The following is a 17,383-nucleotide window of genomic DNA, read 5'->3' as shown; positions in this document are numbered from 1 at the left end:
TGTCTATCATTAGCCAGGGTGCGATTTTTCTTATAGATTCCATTTGCCTTTCCATTGTTTCGTTCTTGATCCCTATCGCTTATCATCGCTTGCAGATTGGCCTGTTTTGCATGCCAACAACAACTCCAAACTTTTTAGTTCGAGGAATTGAGCAATGGCGATTGGCGGTGGTTTTAAGGCGGTTAAGAGTGTTGCCCGCTACTCATTAAAGATCGGCCCGCTGAAGCTCTTAGAAACCTTGAAGTCTAAGAACGCTTGTAAAGCCTGCTCTTTTGGTACTGGAGGGCAGAATGGTGGAATTCGAAACGAAAGTAACAAGGGTATCGAATTTTGTAACAAAAATATTCAAGCACACCTCAGCGACATCCGCGAAGGAATAGCCAATACTTTATTCTTTGAAAAATCGATTCACGAACTTAGTCAATTGAGCGGCAAAAAACTCGAAGATTTGGGTAGGCTCGCAACCCCTCTTTACAAAAAGCAAAACCAACAGCATTACTCTCCGATATCTTACGAAGACGCACTCGATAAAATCGTAACGCGCTTAAAACAAACTGAACCCGATCGCAGTTTTTTTTACGCTTCTGGGCGCTCCTCCAACGAAGCGGCATTTACTCTGCAACTACTTGCAAGGCTCTACGGCACAAACAATATCAACAATTGTTCTTACTACTGTCACCAGGCATCTGGTGTCGGTTTACACTCAACCATTGGCACCGGTACCGCCACGATTCAATACGACGATTTAAATAAAGCCGATTGTATTTTTGTCTTTGGTGCAAACCCCGCGTCAAATCATCCGCGATACTTGAAAACATTAATTCAATGTCGACGCCGAGGTGGAAAGGTCATCATCGTCAACCCCGCCAAAGAACCGGGTTTAGTTAAGTTTGCATCACCCAGTGATTTATTATCCATGCTAAAAGGCGGTGAAGAAATTGCATCGACCTATATTCAACCGCACCTAGGTGGCGATTTGGCTTTAATACAAGGCATCGCCAAATGGATAATAGAGAACAATCACCATGATCAAGAATTTATTCAAAACTGCACCGATGGTTTCAGTGAATACACTACAAATATTACAGGGCTACCCTGGCAAGAAATAATTTCGAACTCCGGCGTAAGCTTTGAAGAAATAGAAAAAATAGCCCAACTCTACTGTCAGGCTAAACACGTAGTGTTTAGTTGGAGCATGGGATTGACGCATCATCTTCACGGCGTAAGCAATATCGAAGCAATCGCGTCCTTAGCACTGTTACGTGCAATGATTGGAAAACCTGGTGCTGGTTTATTGCCGCTTCGCGGGCACAGCAACATTCAAGGCATGGGCTCAATGGGCTTTACTCCGCAATTAAAAACAGCGATAGAAAAAAAGCTAGAAGCGAAACTCGGCAGCATGCTGCCCAGGAGCCTCGGGAAAGACACCATGAGCTGCATGCTCGCCAGTGCGAAGAATGAAATGGATTTGGCTTTCATTCTTGGTGGGAATTTACTCGCCGCCAACCCCGACACTGATTTCGCTACCAAAGCCTTAGGTAACATTCCTTTTAAGTGCTTCCTTAGCTCTACGCTCAATCAAAGCCATTTAAACGGAGTAAATGATGAAGTTGTCATTCTTCCGATTAAAGTTCGCGACGAAGAAACTCAATCAACTACTCAAGAATCCATGTTTAATTTTGTTCGCATGAGTGACGGCGGCATAAAACGATTTCCACAACTGCGTTCAGAAGTCGATTTGATTCGTGAAATCGGAGAAAAGCTAATAAGTAAAAGTATTTTTGATTTTTCGATATTCTCAAGCCATCATTCAATACGACAATTTGTCGGCGACATTGTGCCAGGTTTCAGACAGCTCTCGAATATAGACGCTAGCAAGGAAGAGTTTCACATCGAAGGTCGCACACTTCACCAACCTGTCTTTCCAACAACGAATGGCAAAGCAGTTTTCAAATTCAACTCACTACCTAACAGGGAGAATACTGAATTTCGATTAACTACTGTGCGCAGCGAAGGGCAATTTAACTCTATTATTTATGATGAGCAGGATGTCTATCGGGGACAAACATCAAGAGATGTACTAATGATGAATCCCGAAGACATGATTGAATTTGGTTTTAGAAAAAATCAAAAAGTAAATTTACGAAGTAAAACAGGACAACTAAATAATCTGACGATCAAGCCTTTCGATATTCGTCGCGGTAACGTAATGACCTACTACCCGGAAGCAAACGTGTTAACGTCGCGAGAGGTTGATAGCAAAAGTCAGACTCCCGCTTTCAAAGCTTTAGCTGTAGACATCCAAATCGCTTAGGGTTTTTAACACAAGCAATATTCGCTAGCCAAACAATAAACTTACGAAGATTTGCTATGACCCAGCAACCATCGAAATCATTACGCCGGCTGCAACGGCAGAACCAATTACACCCGCAACGTTTGGACCCATCGCATGCATCAACAAGAAATTTTGCGGATTAGATTCCAAACCAATCTTATTCGAAACCCTTGCCGCCATCGGAACTGCTGATACACCCGCAGAACCAATGAGAGGGTTAATTTTTTGTTTGCTCAACACATTCATTAACTTCGCCATCAGTACACCCATTGCTGTACCAATTGCGAAAGCGACAACACCGAGAACTAAAATTCCAATTGTTTTTGGGTCTAAAAACTTATCTGCAGCTAATTTCGAACCTACCGAAAGACCGAGAAAAATAGTTGTAATATTTATCAAGGCGTTTTGCGCTGTGCTACTCAATCGTTCAACAACGCCACATTCTTTCATCAAATTACCGAAGCAAAACATACCTAACAAAGGTGCGGCGGCAGGTAACAACAATGCGACTAATATTAACAATAAAAGCGGGAATACAATTTTCTCTCGCTTCGCTACGGTTCGTAACTGAACCATTGTTATTTTTCTTTCTTTTTCTGTGGTGAGTAATTTCATGATGGGTGGCTGAATGAGAGGAACCAGAGCCATATATGAATAAGCGGCAACTGCAATAGCTCCCAACAAATCCGGCGCCAAAATACTCGATACATAAATCGCCGTTGGGCCATCAGCACCGCCGATAATACCGATTGCTGCGGCGTCAGCAATTGAAAAATCCATTATCCCTGCCGCAGATAAACCTACCGCACCTAATACCGTTGCGAAAATTCCAAACTGTGCAGCGGCACCTAAAAATAACGTTTTAGGGTTCGCCAATAGCGGCCCAAAATCAGTCATCGCCCCAACACCCATAAAGATGACAAGTGGTGCGACACCGCTTGCAATAGCAGCGGTATAAAATGTGTAGAGCATTCCATCGGAATACCCTGCCGCTTCAACTAAATGTTGTATAGATGCTTGGATACTAGGGTCTGCAGTGTGAATCGCATCAAGCAACACTTTCGGCGCTTCAGAGTTCATAAAACCTAAGCTTGTAGCAATCGCGACCTGGATGTCCAAGTCGCCACTCAACAACGCGTTTTCAAGCGCTGAATAACCGAGGCCTGCACCAGGAATATTGGCGAGGATGCCACCAAAGCCGATTGGAACGAGTAAAAGAGGTTCAAAATTTTTACGAATCGCTAAAAACAGCAAGGCTAAACCAATGACTATCATGGCTAACTGGCCACCGCTTACTTGATACAAGCCGGTGTCATGCCACAATTGCAGTAAATTATCTGTCATTCGACAGTTCCTAAATTAAGTACAAAAAAAATTGAATAAATTTAATTATTCAATCGCTAATAACAAATCCCCAACCGCGACCGAGTCACCCTCACGAACGTTAATGGATCGAATAACACCGGCATTAGAGGCGCAAACATCTGTTTCCATTTTCATCGCTTCGAGAACTATCAGGCGCTCACCGGCAGCTACGGTTTGGCCAGTCTTAACCAAAATTTTAATAATATTGCCCGCCAGGGGAGCGGGAACTGCTTGCGCGTGTGTCGAAGACTGACCAGAAGGTGTGCTCGTCGGTTCTCCAGAACCTGACAAGCTCACAATACCTGTTAAATCACCGCCTTCATTAACCGTGACGGTATAACTTTTACCGTCAAGGTTAACCGTGTAAATTTCTTCACCTTCTTCATTCTTAACCACTGCACGCTCATTCCCTGAAGGTACAGGTTCAAATGCAGAAGGGTTGTTTCGATTTTTAAGAAATTTTAAACCGATTTGTTGAAACAAAGCGTAAGTTAATACATCGTCTATTTGATTTTCACCAGAGGATAATTCTATGTTGTCCTCTTTTGCTTTTGATACCAACTCGTTAGTTAAGGTATCCATTTCGTCTTCAATAAGGTCTGCGGGTCGGCACGTTATCGCTTCACCACCTTCCAACACTCTATCTTGAAGTTCTTTATTGACCGGAGCGGGTGTTAAACCGTATTCACCTTTAAGGACCGCTGCGGTTTCTTTGGTAATAGATTTGTAACGCTCTCCAGACAAGACATTAATGACAGATTGCGTTCCAACAATCTGCGAGGTCGGCGTCACCAAAGGAATGAACCCTAAATCTTTTCTGACGATAGGAATTTCTGACAGCACTTCGTCGAGACGATCCCCGGCTCCTTGTTCTTTTAATTGGTTTTCCATGTTGGTCAACATACCGCCAGGAACTTGAGCGACTAAAATGCGCGAGTCTGTTCCTCGCAATGAACCTTCAAATTTTGCGTATTTTTTTCGTACTTCTCTAAAGTAAGCTGCGATAGACTCTAATAATTCGATGTTTAAACCGGTGTCACGCTCAGTACCCTGTAATGCCGCCACTATTGTTTCGGTTGGGCTATGACCGTAAGTCATCGACATTGAAGAGATAGCGGTATCAACATTATCAATCCCCGCCTCGATGCATTTTAAATAAGTCGCGGTCGATAAACCGGTTGTTGCGTGACACTGCATGTGAATTGGAATATCACACGCTGCCTTTAATCGCGACACTAATTCAAAACCATCGTAAGGACGCAACAAACCCGCCATGTCTTTAATAGCGATGGAGTCCGCCCCCATGTCTTCGATCACTTTGCCCTGCTCTACCCAAGCATCAATCGTGTGCACAGGACTTAAGGTGTAAGAAATTGTTCCTTGCGCGTGCTTACCTACTTTTTTAACTGCTGCTAAGGCTGTCTTAATATTTCGCATGTCATTCATCGCATCAAACACACGAAAAACGTCAACACCATTTACCGCTGCCCTTTCGACGAATTTTTCTACTACGTCATCGGCATAATGACGATAACCTAATATATTTTGCCCGCGAAATAACATTTGCATGGGCGTGTTAGGCATCGCTTTTTTTAGCTCTCGAATTCGATGCCAGGGATCTTCTCCAAGGTATCGAATGCATGCATCGAAGGTAGCTCCACCCCATGTCTCAAGAGACCAAAAACCTACCTGATCCAATTTTTCTGCAATCGGAAGCATGTCATCAAGTCGCATGCGGGTAGCAAAAAGAGATTGGTGTGCATCACGCAAAACTACGTCGGTGATACCAAGTGATTTTTTTGTTTCGGTCATAATAAAATGCCTTTGCAGAATATATTCGTATCACAAAATTACTTAATTAAATCGACTAGTACGAATCAATATTTTTTGAGTTTTATGGATTTAGTTTTTTAAGAACGGTTTCGATGTTGTTCAATAGCCAATTTAATAATAGCCAATGTTTTTTCATCAGGTATGTCGCTAGAAGTTTCAGTAGTCGCCGCTAAAGTCTCAGTGGGCGCAGCTAAGTCAGGAAAGTATTTTTGTATCGACGCCGACATAAATGACATCATAATAATTAGCATCGCCAAAAACACGAATACCGTACCCATACCCAACAACATCAAATTGAGGCCTTCGGAAAGCAAATCGTTACTCATATTAAAAAGGCTCCAATTTCAGTAATCGCCAAACCAAGACAAGATCATATGCAAGCAAGTTCGCCAGTCTCGGTTTAATACAGTTGACTAATTATAAAAGCGGACATTATCACGCAGGTTTAAACCGCACGACAATTTAAAGATAAATCAGAAGATTTATAACTCGATCGACAACAGAGTGCCTAAAATGCCCAATACCCTAGTAGTTATGGCCGTTAATGTAACTGGATTGCACTAAACTGGCAACCATAGGGACGATGCTTCAATGTAGAATTTAGTAAGGAAACGTTACTGAGAATACCGTAACGAAGGCCCAGGAGAGTGAAGTAACTCGCTTATTTTATCAGCCAAGATTCCAAGATCGGTAATCGGTTTGTATAGTACATTGCCTGCCGAGATCCCCAGGTTCTCAAGCATCTCAGAAACTCGATATTCTTGGGAGCCTGTATGAATAATAAACTTCGTCCCAGGCTTTAATCCCAAGGCAGTTTTAACAAAACGCTCTCCATCGACACCGCCCAGACGTAAATCCACTAGAACTAAATCGGGGTTAAAAGCTGACAATTTAACCAATCCAGATTCTGCCGACCCCGTCGTGAGCACTTGGTAACCGTCATCCTCCAAATAAGCAGCGAGGTTTTCTCTAAGTAACTCTTCGTCATCAATCACCAAAATTCGTCGCATATTTATACCAATTTACGCAGTTTCGTACTCGTTACCGTATTAATAACATTGGGCAAAGCATAGCCCGCGGAATGTGAATTCGCTACTATTTGGCACTCCATACAGAATTTTAGTCACAATTGTTAGTTCTCGGCGCTACAGTTAATGCTCATCAAAAGGAATCTTTCTAGCTTTTGGGAGACAAAGTCAGATCCACGAACTAAGCGGGCGTCATAGCGTGTTACAACTAGGTTCTGATTCAATCAATAGGCCTGCTGAATCGATTTAATAAATTCCATGCTAGACTTTAGCGCTCAATTAACCCCTTGATTTTTTTGAACCTGTGAGATTAAAAGATGCTGCGACAAATATTGATAACCTTTTTTTTAGTAAGCTTTTCTTGCGTTGGATTTACACAAACTGAGAAACCTTTTACTGGCAGCATAGCGTCCGGCAAAAATGGCGTTGTTACTTCCCGCTCGGAAATAGCCTCACAGGTTGGAATCGATATACTTAAACAAGGTGGAAACGCAATTGATGCTGCAGTCGCTACTGGATTTGCACTGGCCGTTACCTATCCTTCTGCTGGGAACGTAGGCGGTGGTGGATTCGCCGTTGTACATCTAGCGAATGGAAAAGTCGTCACGTTGGATAGTCGAGAACGAGCACCGGCGGCAGCGCATCGCGACATGTATTTAGATGAAGACCGCAATATTATTCGCGGACTTTCTACACGAACTCGAAAAGCGACGGGGGTTCCTGGCAGTGTCGATGGTTTGTTATTGTTGCTTAACACTTATGGAACAATGGATCGTCATCAAGTATTGGCGCCAGCAATAGAACTCGCCGAAAAAGGTTTTCCCTTAGATGTTGATTTGGCGAGTCAATTTTCAAGGGTATTGAGTTCCATGGGTGATTACCCCGGCTCACTCGCAAAATTTTCGAAAGATGGCAAAGCATATGATGCTGGAGACATTTGGAAGCAACCCGATCTAGCTAAAACTCTACGCGCAATTGACGACCACGGACGAGATGGTTTTTATAGTGGCGATGTCGCGAGAAAAATTGTTGCTGAAATGAATCGCGGTGCCGGCATAATTACTGAAAAAGATTTGCAGGATTACAAATCGGTGTGGCGTGAACCCGTCCAAGGTACGTACAGAGGGTATGAAGTGTGGAGCATGGCTCCGCCCTCTTCAGGCGCCCTCATCGTTCAGATGTTAAATTTTCTCGAACCTTACGACATTAAAAAAATGGGCTGGGGAAGCGCGGAAACAATTCACTTAATGGTCGAAGCAGAACGTCGCGCTTACGCCGACCGCGCCCAACATCTTGGTGATCCTGACTTTTACAATGTGCCACTCGCGATGCTGACTTCAAAAGAATATGCGAAAACAAGATTCCAAGATTTTGATCCCAACAAGGCGAGCTTAAGTACAGAAATTGGCGCTGGTAGCCTCCCCGAAGAAAGCCCACAAACAACTCACTTTTCCGTCATGGACGGCAAAGGTAATGCCGTTGCCTTAACCACAACCTTAAATAGTAGTTACGGAAATAAAATTGTTGCTGAAGGTACTGGAATTTTATTGAACAACGAAATGGATGACTTTTCTTCAAAAGAAAACGAAGCAAATCAATTTGGTTTACTTGGAAAAAGTGCAAATGCTATTGAGCCAGGAAAAAGAATGCTGAGCTCCATGTCTCCGACAATCGTAACCAAAAATGACAAACCCTTTTTGGTAACTGGATCACCGGGTGGCTCAACAATAATCACAACCGTATTCCAAGTTATTATCAATGCAATTGATCACGACATGAACGTCGCTGATGCCGTTGCCGCACCGCGTTTTCACCACCAATGGATGCCCGACGCTATTTTACACGGGCCTTCTGCAATTTCTTCGGATGCAAAAGAAGCGCTTGAAAAAATGGGGCATATCGGCATAAACGGACGCTTCAGAGGCGGCATTGGCGATGCCAATAGCATTATGTATGACGCAGAAAACAAAGTAATAAGTGGTACAAAAGATCCGAGAAATGAAGGCGGAGCGATCGCCTATTAAGGTTTTTGATTTTTTACTGTAACGCGAAATAATAAAAAGGGAGCAACTGCTCCCTTTTTTTAAACAAGTAATTGATTATTTATTACAAGTTATAACCTGACTCTTCATGCAATGTAATATCCAAACCTTGCGTTTCTTCTTCTTTGGTCACGCGAATTCCGCTGGTGACAAAGCCCGTGACTTTTAAAATAATAAATGTCACAACTGCCGTGTATACAATGGTCGTAACAACAGCAATCGCCTGAACACCAAATTGCTGGCCAATACTGGTAATGCCATCATCTAAAAACCCTTGGCCGCTAAAGATACCGATTTCTGTTGAAGCAAATACCGCGACAAGCAAACTACCTAGAATTCCACCCACGCCATGTACCGGAAAAACATCTAAGGAATCATCAATAATTAATTTTCTTTTAATAAACTGTGTCGCAAAGAAACAAATAACACCAGCTGATAAACCAATGACTAGTGCCCCGGCGGGTCCAACAAAACCCGAACAGGGCGTTATCGTTCCTAAACCCGCAACCATTCCGGTTACGATACCCAAGACACTGGGCTTACCAAATTTAATTTTCTCCATTAAGATCCAAGAGAGCGACCCTGCCGCCGCCGAAATATGTGTCACCAACATTGCCATTGCCGCATCACCATTTGCAGCTAAAGCACTACCAGCATTAAACCCAAACCAACCAACCCATAACATTCCTGCGCCGGTAACCGCCATGGTCATGTTATGAGGAGGCATCGCCGTGTTAGGGAAGCCTTCGCGATTACCGATCACCAAGGCACACACTAGCGCCGCAACACCAGCCGTAATGTGAACAACAATTCCGCCAGCAAAATCCATCACACCTTTTTCACCAAGCCAACCACCGCCCCAAACCCAATGACAAATAGGTGCATAGACTAAAACGACCCAAAGGGCACTGAATAATAATAAAGAAGAAAACTTCATGCGCTCAGCAAAAGCACCTACGATCAATGCGGGTGTAATAATTGCAAAAGTGAGCTGAAACATGGAAAACAATGACTCTGGAATATCTCCATTCAAACTACCCTCACCCACTCCCGACATAAAGCTTTTGGCCATATTCCCAACCCAAGCTCCGCCGCCAGAAAAACTCAAACTGTACACGCCGATTATCCATAGAATGGAAACAAGACAAGCTATGGCAAAACATTGCATCAATACCGACAACACATTTTTTCGCCGAACCAATCCGCCATAAAAAAGCGAAAGCCCGGGAAGGGTCATAAACAAAACAAGTGCCGTCGCAGTCAAGATCCAAGCGGTGTTACCAGAATCTAATTCTTGCGCAAAAGCGAGCGACGGAAACAGGACCAACAACGGCGCTAGCCCAATATATTTCATTGGTTTTTTATTCATTCAGGGATCTCCAAGCCAATCTGAAAAATACTCATTTTTATTGTTTTTTGAACGCTGCTGAGACCCGGGTGTTTGCTTATTTAAGGTCAAGGTTGAACCACGGGTAAAACAGCTGACTAGTCGCGAGGGTACATTGATTTATACGCCAACAAGTCCATAGTTAAAAATAATGCCCCTCTTGGGGGCATTCAAACTGCATGATATCCAAACCTTCGATGAATATCAGCTAAAAACAATTGCAATCTCATAAAAAGAACACCTATTGAATTTTTATCCTTGTATTTCAATCAATTAAGCGTGAATTATAATGTTTTTTATTAACTCTCTTTCACTGCCAACTTCAGCATTTTGACTTGCTTGGTATCCCCTTGATAACTCACCGCCTCATAAAAACGAGTTACCTGCCCAAGCTGGTTGGACAACTCTGGATACTCCTTTGAAACTCTCTGCGCAAAAGCCCTCGGGCCCTCACCAATATTTCTCTTGATACCTTTCGACGCCAGCTTCTTTAGAAAACTCCGGTAAATCTTATCCTCCACTTTTACTACCGCTCTCCCGCCATTGAGAAAAAATATCAGACCGATAACCAGTAACATCAAGCCTCCACCCCCCAAAAGCAGAATGGCAATACGTAGCGCTGTTATTTCCCCAAGCAGCTTCCTAAGTACGTCGGCTTGAGATTCTTGGTCATAGCCCATCACCAAGCTGTGCCAATTGTATTCCAAGACTTCTAATCGCAACCTTAAGGAATTCAGTAAATTAATATGTCGGTAATTGTTCAGTGAAAGAATACCGCCAAACCTTCCAAACTCATCTGAGCTCAATGCGCTCAGCCCAGACTCGATGCGTTCAGGCGCCACCGCCGCAGTAGGATCAACCCGTACCCAGCCCTCACCTTCCAACCACACCTCAGCCCATGCATGTGCATCTAATTGCCTAACCACTAAAAAATCTTGAATAGGATTAAGCTCCCCTCCTTGATAACCAACGACAACACGAGCAGGAATTCCTGCCGCTCGCATCATCACCACAAAACTGCTGGCAAAATGCTCACAAAATCCTTTCTTAGTTTCCCATAGAAACTCATCAACACTATGATTACCCAGTAGCGGAGGTTCCAAGGTATAAGTAAACTCTTGGTTAAAATAATGTAATACGTCTTCGATAAAAGCGCGATCACTCGTTACCGCCATTCTCATTTCTTTTGCGCGCCCTATAGACACGGGGTTAAACCCTTGCGGTAATTCTAGTACGTTTAATTTTCTTGAAACTGAAAGGGAATCTTTTTCAAACTCATAGCGTAAAAACGAATTAACTGTGTATTGAGTCCTGACTCTAATTGGAGTTCGACTAACCAATCGGTTGTCTCGAGTTAAGCCTATAAAAGAATTCTGACTTTCTGCGGAAGCCAATGCATAAAGCCAACTTTGCTGCGTAGGTTCCAGAATAATTTCATACTCTACACCTTGACCAATTAGCACAATCCTATTTCGCCAAGCGGCTTTTTCATCTTGCAGCCAGTTAATCGGTGCGCCGCCTCTCCAACCTTGAAAACCACCTTGAGACCAACTCCGCCCATCGAACTCAGAAAAAACTAATCCCCTCCAGTAGAGAGAAGCGTTTGGCGGTGTTTGACCTTTAAATTTAACACGAAAAGCCATCGCATCACTTTTCGTCAAGCGGCTGAAATCACCGGGAGACATAGAATCACTGACCCCCGTTTGACCCGTATCCGTTGGTTGAGGAACTGCCCAAAGCGACCCAAACCTTGGAATAACCAAAAACAAAACGAACATTAACGGTACACTCTGCAGTATTAATGTGCTCGCCAACTTTAAACCGCGCCAAGGATATTTATGGCCACCACTTTGATACAGTCCTATCAACGCCGTGGTATTAATAATGACAACAATAAAAATATAAGCAGTGGTGAAAATAGTTTGTGAAAATAGAAATTGCGTCGCGGCAACAAAGTAACCTAAATAAATCAGCGTTAACGCATCGCGTTTTCTTTGCATCTCCAATAATTTTAAAATAAATGCGGTGACCAACAATCCGATCATCGGCTCAAGCCCAAATAAACGACCGTATTCGCTAATTAAACCTACAAGACAGATTAATATAATTATTATTTTTACCCAGCGGTTCGGGTAGGACCACAAACCGCGATGTATTTGTATTCGCCAGGCAACAGTGATCATCCATGCGAAGATCAACCAAGGTGGCAATCTTTGGATGTGGGGAATAATCAACAAGACCTGAGAAAGCAGCAACCAAACGAGACTATTTCTCGGGATCTGATAAAGTATTGTCAATTAAAAGGCTCCAATGATTATTTCAAATAGTCGTTACAATTTATTATTTTTGAAACAATGCTAAGGTTTTCAGTAGGCGTAGCTCGTGTTCCTTACCTGCCGCTGGTGGTATTTCGATGCCTGGCAACCGCAAGCCAAACTCTTTGTCGGTTTTCGATATCTCTAAGACCCAATAGCACAAACGAGACAGCTTTTCTTCTACGCCAATATTTCCCAGAGAATCCCATTCCAACCATACTCGGTGGTCTACATACGCCGAGTATTCTTTGCTATGTATCCCTAACCCTCTAGCGTAATGTTTCCACGCAACATTTTTTAGCGAATCACCTTGCTGGTATTCTCTGTAACCTGAAAATTCATCACTTCCTTGGGAACAAGAGATCTCACCCTCCTCCAAATTTGAAACGGTTTTAGGGAGCATACTCGCCTTATGAGGTTGTGGATAAACCAAAATACTGCAGTCCATATTGAGTACGGTCCAACATCGGATTATTCCCAATGGGAAATAAGTTTCGACAACCAACTTTCCCGGATTAAACCAACCTCGTCCCTGTGTCGGAGAAAATACTTGAATTTTTTCTTCTGTATTATCTAGCAAACTCATTAAAACCGTATCGCCTTGTGACCAGCGAAATTGGATATTGTCTCGACCTCGACTACCTTCTCTAGAAACAAATAGCGAAACCTCAGCTGTTTCACCAGAAAATACAGGTTTTGCGCCTTGCAACTGAATTGTGATTCCAGATAGATTCGCGAAGGTATGTAAAATCGAGACGATAAAAAGTGTGAGCAGTAAAAATGCCAAGGCTAGAACCAAATTATTTTCGTAATTTGTCCCAACTAGCCACAACATCACGTCAAGCGCTAAAAACCAAAATCCTTGTCGAGAAGGGAAAATAAACAGGGAGTTGCGATCTAAGCAGTGGGTTTTTGATGCAGGACGACGAGCGTCAATCCACGCCCAAAATCGTTGTTGCAGGCGTTTAGGAATACCACGTCGAAATTTTTGTGGGAATACTGTCGTTTTATTCTGGCCTTCCGAAACACTTTTCATTCGATGCTCTAATTACACCTTTAGCAGAATATGCATTCGTGATAGGGCCAAAAATTGAAAACAAAGAATTAAATTTCTTTTATTTCATTTACTACTAAGCCAACACGTCGACTTGATTGAGCAGTCGATCAACAAGCGCTAGTCCATTGTGATCAGTTGTATCACCGGATTGTGCAACACGATGCCCTACTACAGCTGGAGTAACAGCTTGAACATCTTCGGGAATCACATGACGTCTTCCATCGATCAAGGCCCATGCTTTCGCGGTACTCAGCAGTGCTAGCGCACCACGTGGAGATAAACCAAAAGCGAACTCAGGCGAACTTCGAGTAAACTTAACCAAACGTTGGAGGTAATCTAGAACGCTAGCTGAAGCCGCCACCTGCTCTGCCTCTATTTGCAATTTGGAAAACTCTTCCAGACTTGTGCAGGCTGTCATCGACTCTAAAACTTTTCTTGGATTCGATCCTTCCAACAAAGCGCGTTCTGCACTGACATCTGGATATCCTAATTCAATCCGCATTAAAAACCGATCGAGCTGAGACTCAGGTAAGGGAAATGTACCAGACTGGGTGTTTGGATTTTGTGTAGCGATGACAAAAAATGGGCTTGGCAATATTCGCGTTTCACCTTCGATGGTAACCTGCCTTTCCTCCATCGCTTCTAACAAAGCACTCTGAGTTTTTGGTGTGGTGCGATTAATTTCATCAGCCAGCAATATCTGAGTAAATATAGGACCTTGATGAAAATTAAATTGATTGCTTTCACGATCGAATGTCGAAAAGCCGAGAATATCCGCGGGAAGCATGTCGCTGGTAAATTGAACTCGCCGGTAAGACAAGCCAAGCGTACTTGCTAAAGCATGGGCTAAAGTCGTTTTGCCCATTCCCGGTAAATCTTCAATCAGTAAATGTCCCCGAGATAACAAACACGCAAGTGATAATTTTACTGAATCTTCTTTTCCCAATAACACCGTACCGACTTGATTAACGATACGTTCTAAAACAGATTCCATAAATTTGCCTTGATCTACTTCTATTGTTTCTCTATTCCCGATTGAACGTTTTTACATCGCGCATACTATTTATTATATGTTAGGTCTCATCATGTATTTAGATTTTTTTCAACCTGCACTTGCCGAATCATTATACAAACCAACAACGCCGCTATCATCGCTGTCCAAATCCAAATCTTTTACTGCTTTCATTTGATCGTTTCGTTCAGCATCTAAGTTTGCCAAATATCGTGAATTAACGTCGCCGGTAATATATTTTCCAGTAAACACGGAGCACTCAAACTCGGTGATTTCAGGATTACCCTCTTTAGATGCCTGTATAAGGTCTTCTAAATCTTGATAGATAAGCCAATCGGCGCCAATCTCTTTACAAACTTCTTCATCGCTACGATTGTGTGCAATCAATTCATTGGCGGAGGGCATATCTATCCCATAAACATTTGGATATTTAACCGCTGGCGCAGCAGATGCAAAATACACTTTTGCGGCTCCAGCTTCTCGCGCCATCTGAATGATTTGCTGACAAGTCGTTCCTCTCACAATAGAATCATCGACCAACAAAACATTTTTGCCTCTAAATTCCAAATCAATCGCATTAAGTTTTTGACGAACAGATTTTTTACGCTGTTGCTGGCCGGGCATAATAAAAGTTCTACCAATGTAACGATTTTTAACTAAGCCTTCGCGAAATTTAACGCCGAGCTCATAAGCTAAAGCTTGGCCAGCGACCCGACTGCTATCGGGAATGGGCACGACAACATCGATATCGTGATCAGGACGTAAACGTAAAATCTTAGCTGCTAGGCGCTCTCCTTGTCGCAACCGCGCTTTATAAACTGATACACCATCCATAATGGAATCGGGCCGAGCAAAATATACGTGCTCGAAAATACAAGGGTGCTGAGCTGAACTTTTTGCACATTGTTGAGTGTAGAGCTGACCTTCTGTACTTATAAAAATCGCCTCGCCAGGGTGAACGTCACGCATTAGTTCAAAACCAAGTACATCGAGTGCGACACTTTCAGATGCCACCATATACTCTGTACCCTTGTCACTTTTTCTTTTTCCAAACACTAAAGGACGAATACCGTTTGGATCTCGAAAGGCGACAATTCCATAATTTGCCACCAAGGCAATCACGGCATAGCCGCCAAGCACACGTTTATGTAAATTCGTAATCGCCGTAAAAATATCTTGTTCAGTCGGTTTTAGCTTGCCAAGCGACTGTAATTCGTGAGCGAAAACATTAAGCAAAACTTCAGAATCCGAACCTGTATTTAAATGTCGCAAATCCGTTTTAAAAAGCTCTTCGCTCACCTCTTTCATGTTAGTGAGATTACCGTTATGCCCTAAAGCAATACCGTAAGGTGAATTCACGTAGAATGGCTGAGCAAAGGCTGGGCCGGAGCCACCAGCAGTAGGATAACGCACATGGCCGATACCAAATTTACCCGCTAGCCGCTGCATGTGTCGGGAATTAAAAACATCTTTTACTAAACCATTTGCTTTTTGCTGGGCAATTTTGCCACCAGCACAGGTGACAATTCCTGCGGCATCTTGGCCCCGATGTTGTAGTACGGTCAAAGCGTCATATAAACGCACATTGACATCACTCGTTCCAACAATACCGACTAAGCCACACATCGTTTAAATTTCCTCACTGCTATCATTAAATTTGTCGTCTTTGTGGACGCATACCATTAAAAACCTCGGCGTTTAAAATAAGCCAAGTACAAAATCCACAATAATGCTAGTTATTTCCCGACACCAATTTTCCATTGAAAGAAAATGTGGGATAAGTATCGATTCACGCCACCAACTATCTTGATCGATGGATATTATTGGTGGCAACAAAAGTAAGATCGCCATAACAACAATAACCCCCCGAACCACCCCGAACATCATGCCAAACAATCGGTCAGTACCGCTCAGCCCCGTCATTTTAACGATTTCACCAATTAAATAATTAACCATAGCGGCCACGATTAATGTCGTCGCGAACAAAATCGCAAATGCCACCATTTCACGGATAGAGGGAGTTTGTATTGAGGTTTCAAAAAGTGTCGCGAGGGGACCGCGAAAAAACAGTGCGATGGCAAATGCCGCAACCCAAGCTGCAAGTGACAAGGCCTCCTTCACAAAGCCCCGCTTTAAGCTAATAAGGCTCGAAACTAGAAGGATACCGAGAATGGCTAAATCTGCCCAATTCATAGTCGAATTAATGGACTACCACGTTACGGTCGCTGGTACGAAAGCATATTCGGACATAAGGACCCTGGGCCATAGGAGCGGGTATGCTAAAGGGAAAAGAATGTAGAATCAACGGCTGCGAGAAAATACTCATATTGGCGTTATCAACATAGCTAGGACTTAAACTCTAAGACAATCGCCGATGTATTATATTTTTTATCTATCTTCGCTTTAGCATCCAAAATAAGCTGCTTATCTATTTTAGGGCCCACATAAACCCGATATACGAGTCCTTGAGCACTGGTAAATTCTCGCTGATAACTTCTATGACCATCTGCTTGTAGCTTATCGATCAAGGCTAGCGCCCGCTCTTTTGACTTGAAGCTGGCAACCTGAATAGACCAGGAGATGGGCACACCATCGCTATCTAATACGCTATCAGCTGGTGCAGTATTTCCTTCAGCAATTGGCTTACTTGGACTTTCTTGTGCAAGCTGTTCCTCATTTTCATTTTCACGTTCATTTTCAGAAGTGTTAGAAGAGCCTGCTTCACTCGAACGCAATGGCGACGGTTCACTATCCACCACCCGCTCGATAGTAGGCGCGGGGGGAACGTTCGCCGGGCGAACGGGTTCAGGGAGCTCAAGGATTTCTGTCACCAGATCTGGTTTTTCGGGGATTTGAGTACTTAAATCAACAGTTCGTTGACTGCTTTTTTCAAACAAGGATGGTACGAATAAAACTGCGATGGCAATCAATACAATCGCCCCGATCAAACGTTGCTTTAATCCATCATCCATACTGTTTTACCTCGCTTGGTATAAACATTTAAAATCT

13 protein-coding genes are annotated in these 17,383 nt (G+C 43.1%); 2 read left to right on the top strand and 11 right to left on the bottom strand.

Annotated elements, in window-relative coordinates:
* The first annotated feature begins 154 nt into the window (after positions 1-154).
* A complete protein-coding gene (locus ACYUCY_RS16940; RefSeq protein ID WP_460227714.1) occupies positions 155-2,314 on the top strand; it encodes an FdhF/YdeP family oxidoreductase in 2,160 nt (719 codons plus the stop codon).
* A 54-nt stretch (positions 2,315-2,368) separates the two neighbouring features.
* On the opposite strand, the gene ACYUCY_RS16935 is transcribed toward ACYUCY_RS16940, so the two are convergent.
* The 4 genes from ACYUCY_RS16935 to ACYUCY_RS16920 all read right to left on the bottom strand — a co-directional run bounded on the left by ACYUCY_RS16935 (position 2,369) and on the right by ACYUCY_RS16920 (position 6,543).
* Positions 2,369-3,679, bottom strand: coding sequence for a sodium ion-translocating decarboxylase subunit beta (locus ACYUCY_RS16935; protein WP_460227713.1), 1,311 nt, complete (start codon positions 3,677-3,679; stop codon positions 2,369-2,371).
* A gap of 45 nt (positions 3,680-3,724) precedes the next feature.
* Positions 3,725-5,512 (bottom strand): sodium-extruding oxaloacetate decarboxylase subunit alpha, encoded by a 1,788-nt coding sequence (gene oadA, locus ACYUCY_RS16930; RefSeq protein ID WP_460227712.1) that lies wholly within the window; start codon positions 5,510-5,512, stop codon positions 3,725-3,727.
* Between the two features lie 98 nt (positions 5,513-5,610).
* On the bottom strand, positions 5,611-5,859 hold the full coding sequence (locus ACYUCY_RS16925) for an OadG family protein (RefSeq protein ID WP_460227711.1): 249 nt from the start codon (positions 5,857-5,859) through the stop codon (positions 5,611-5,613).
* A gap of 288 nt (positions 5,860-6,147) precedes the next feature.
* Positions 6,148-6,543, bottom strand: coding sequence for a response regulator (locus tag ACYUCY_RS16920; protein WP_460227710.1), 396 nt, complete (start codon positions 6,541-6,543; stop codon positions 6,148-6,150).
* Between the two features lie 335 nt (positions 6,544-6,878).
* Here ACYUCY_RS16920 and ggt point away from each other — a divergent pair, with 335 nt between their 5' ends.
* Positions 6,879-8,585, top strand: coding sequence for a gamma-glutamyltransferase (ggt, locus tag ACYUCY_RS16915; RefSeq protein ID WP_460227709.1), 1,707 nt, complete (start codon positions 6,879-6,881; stop codon positions 8,583-8,585).
* 82 nt (positions 8,586-8,667) lie between these two features.
* Here ggt and ACYUCY_RS16910 read toward each other — a convergent pair whose 3' ends face one another.
* The 7 genes from ACYUCY_RS16910 to ACYUCY_RS16880 form a co-directional block, all read right to left on the bottom strand.
* Positions 8,668-9,972: an ammonium transporter gene (locus ACYUCY_RS16910; RefSeq protein WP_460227708.1), complete on the bottom strand. Its 1,305-nt coding sequence runs from the start codon at positions 9,970-9,972 to the stop codon at positions 8,668-8,670.
* Between the two features lie 317 nt (positions 9,973-10,289).
* Positions 10,290-12,287 (bottom strand): transglutaminase TgpA family protein, encoded by a 1,998-nt coding sequence (locus ACYUCY_RS16905; protein WP_460227707.1) that lies wholly within the window; start codon positions 12,285-12,287, stop codon positions 10,290-10,292.
* Positions 12,288-12,330: 43 nt separating this feature from the next.
* A complete protein-coding gene (locus tag ACYUCY_RS16900; RefSeq protein WP_460227706.1) occupies positions 12,331-13,341 on the bottom strand; it encodes a DUF58 domain-containing protein in 1,011 nt (336 codons plus the stop codon).
* Positions 13,342-13,435: 94 nt separating this feature from the next.
* Positions 13,436-14,356 (bottom strand): AAA family ATPase, encoded by a 921-nt coding sequence (locus ACYUCY_RS16895; protein ID WP_460227705.1) that lies wholly within the window; start codon positions 14,354-14,356, stop codon positions 13,436-13,438.
* A 108-nt stretch (positions 14,357-14,464) separates the two neighbouring features.
* Positions 14,465-16,000: an amidophosphoribosyltransferase gene (gene purF / locus ACYUCY_RS16890; RefSeq protein WP_460227704.1), complete on the bottom strand. Its 1,536-nt coding sequence runs from the start codon at positions 15,998-16,000 to the stop codon at positions 14,465-14,467.
* A 72-nt stretch (positions 16,001-16,072) separates the two neighbouring features.
* A complete protein-coding gene (locus ACYUCY_RS16885) occupies positions 16,073-16,567 on the bottom strand; it encodes a CvpA family protein (RefSeq protein WP_460227703.1) in 495 nt (164 codons plus the stop codon).
* A gap of 152 nt (positions 16,568-16,719) precedes the next feature.
* On the bottom strand, positions 16,720-17,346 hold the full coding sequence (locus ACYUCY_RS16880; protein WP_460227702.1) for an SPOR domain-containing protein: 627 nt from the start codon (positions 17,344-17,346) through the stop codon (positions 16,720-16,722).
* Positions 17,347-17,383 lie beyond the last annotated feature (37 nt).

Source organism: Aurantivibrio infirmus (assembly GCF_054767315.1).
Note: the sequence above shows the minus strand (reverse complement) of the source record. Positions and strands in the feature narration are given on the sequence as shown.

Bases quoted from the DNA above. Each gene is read 5' to 3' on its own strand.
- ACYUCY_RS16920 (WP_460227710.1), bottom strand. From the start codon at position 6,543: ATGCGACGAATTTTGGTGATTGATGACGAAGAGTTACTTAGAGAAAAC.
- ACYUCY_RS16925 (WP_460227711.1), bottom strand. From the start codon at position 5,859: ATGAGTAACGATTTGCTTTCCGAAGGCCTCAATTTGATGTTGTTGGGT.
- ACYUCY_RS16885 (WP_460227703.1), bottom strand. From the start codon at position 16,567: ATGAATTGGGCAGATTTAGCCATTCTCGGTATCCTTCTAGTTTCGAGC.
- ACYUCY_RS16910 (WP_460227708.1), bottom strand. From the start codon at position 9,972: ATGAATAAAAAACCAATGAAATATATTGGGCTAGCGCCGTTGTTGGTC.
- ACYUCY_RS16895 (WP_460227705.1), bottom strand. From the start codon at position 14,356: ATGGAATCTGTTTTAGAACGTATCGTTAATCAAGTCGGTACGGTGTTA.
- ACYUCY_RS16900 (WP_460227706.1), bottom strand. From the start codon at position 13,341: ATGAAAAGTGTTTCGGAAGGCCAGAATAAAACGACAGTATTCCCACAA.
- ACYUCY_RS16940 (WP_460227714.1), top strand. From the start codon at position 155: ATGGCGATTGGCGGTGGTTTTAAGGCGGTTAAGAGTGTTGCCCGCTAC.
- ACYUCY_RS16935 (WP_460227713.1), bottom strand. From the start codon at position 3,679: ATGACAGATAATTTACTGCAATTGTGGCATGACACCGGCTTGTATCAA.
- ACYUCY_RS16880 (WP_460227702.1), bottom strand. From the start codon at position 17,346: ATGGATGATGGATTAAAGCAACGTTTGATCGGGGCGATTGTATTGATT.
- ggt (WP_460227709.1), top strand. From the start codon at position 6,879: ATGCTGCGACAAATATTGATAACCTTTTTTTTAGTAAGCTTTTCTTGC.
- purF (WP_460227704.1), bottom strand. From the start codon at position 16,000: ATGTGTGGCTTAGTCGGTATTGTTGGAACGAGTGATGTCAATGTGCGT.
- oadA (WP_460227712.1), bottom strand. From the start codon at position 5,512: ATGACCGAAACAAAAAAATCACTTGGTATCACCGACGTAGTTTTGCGT.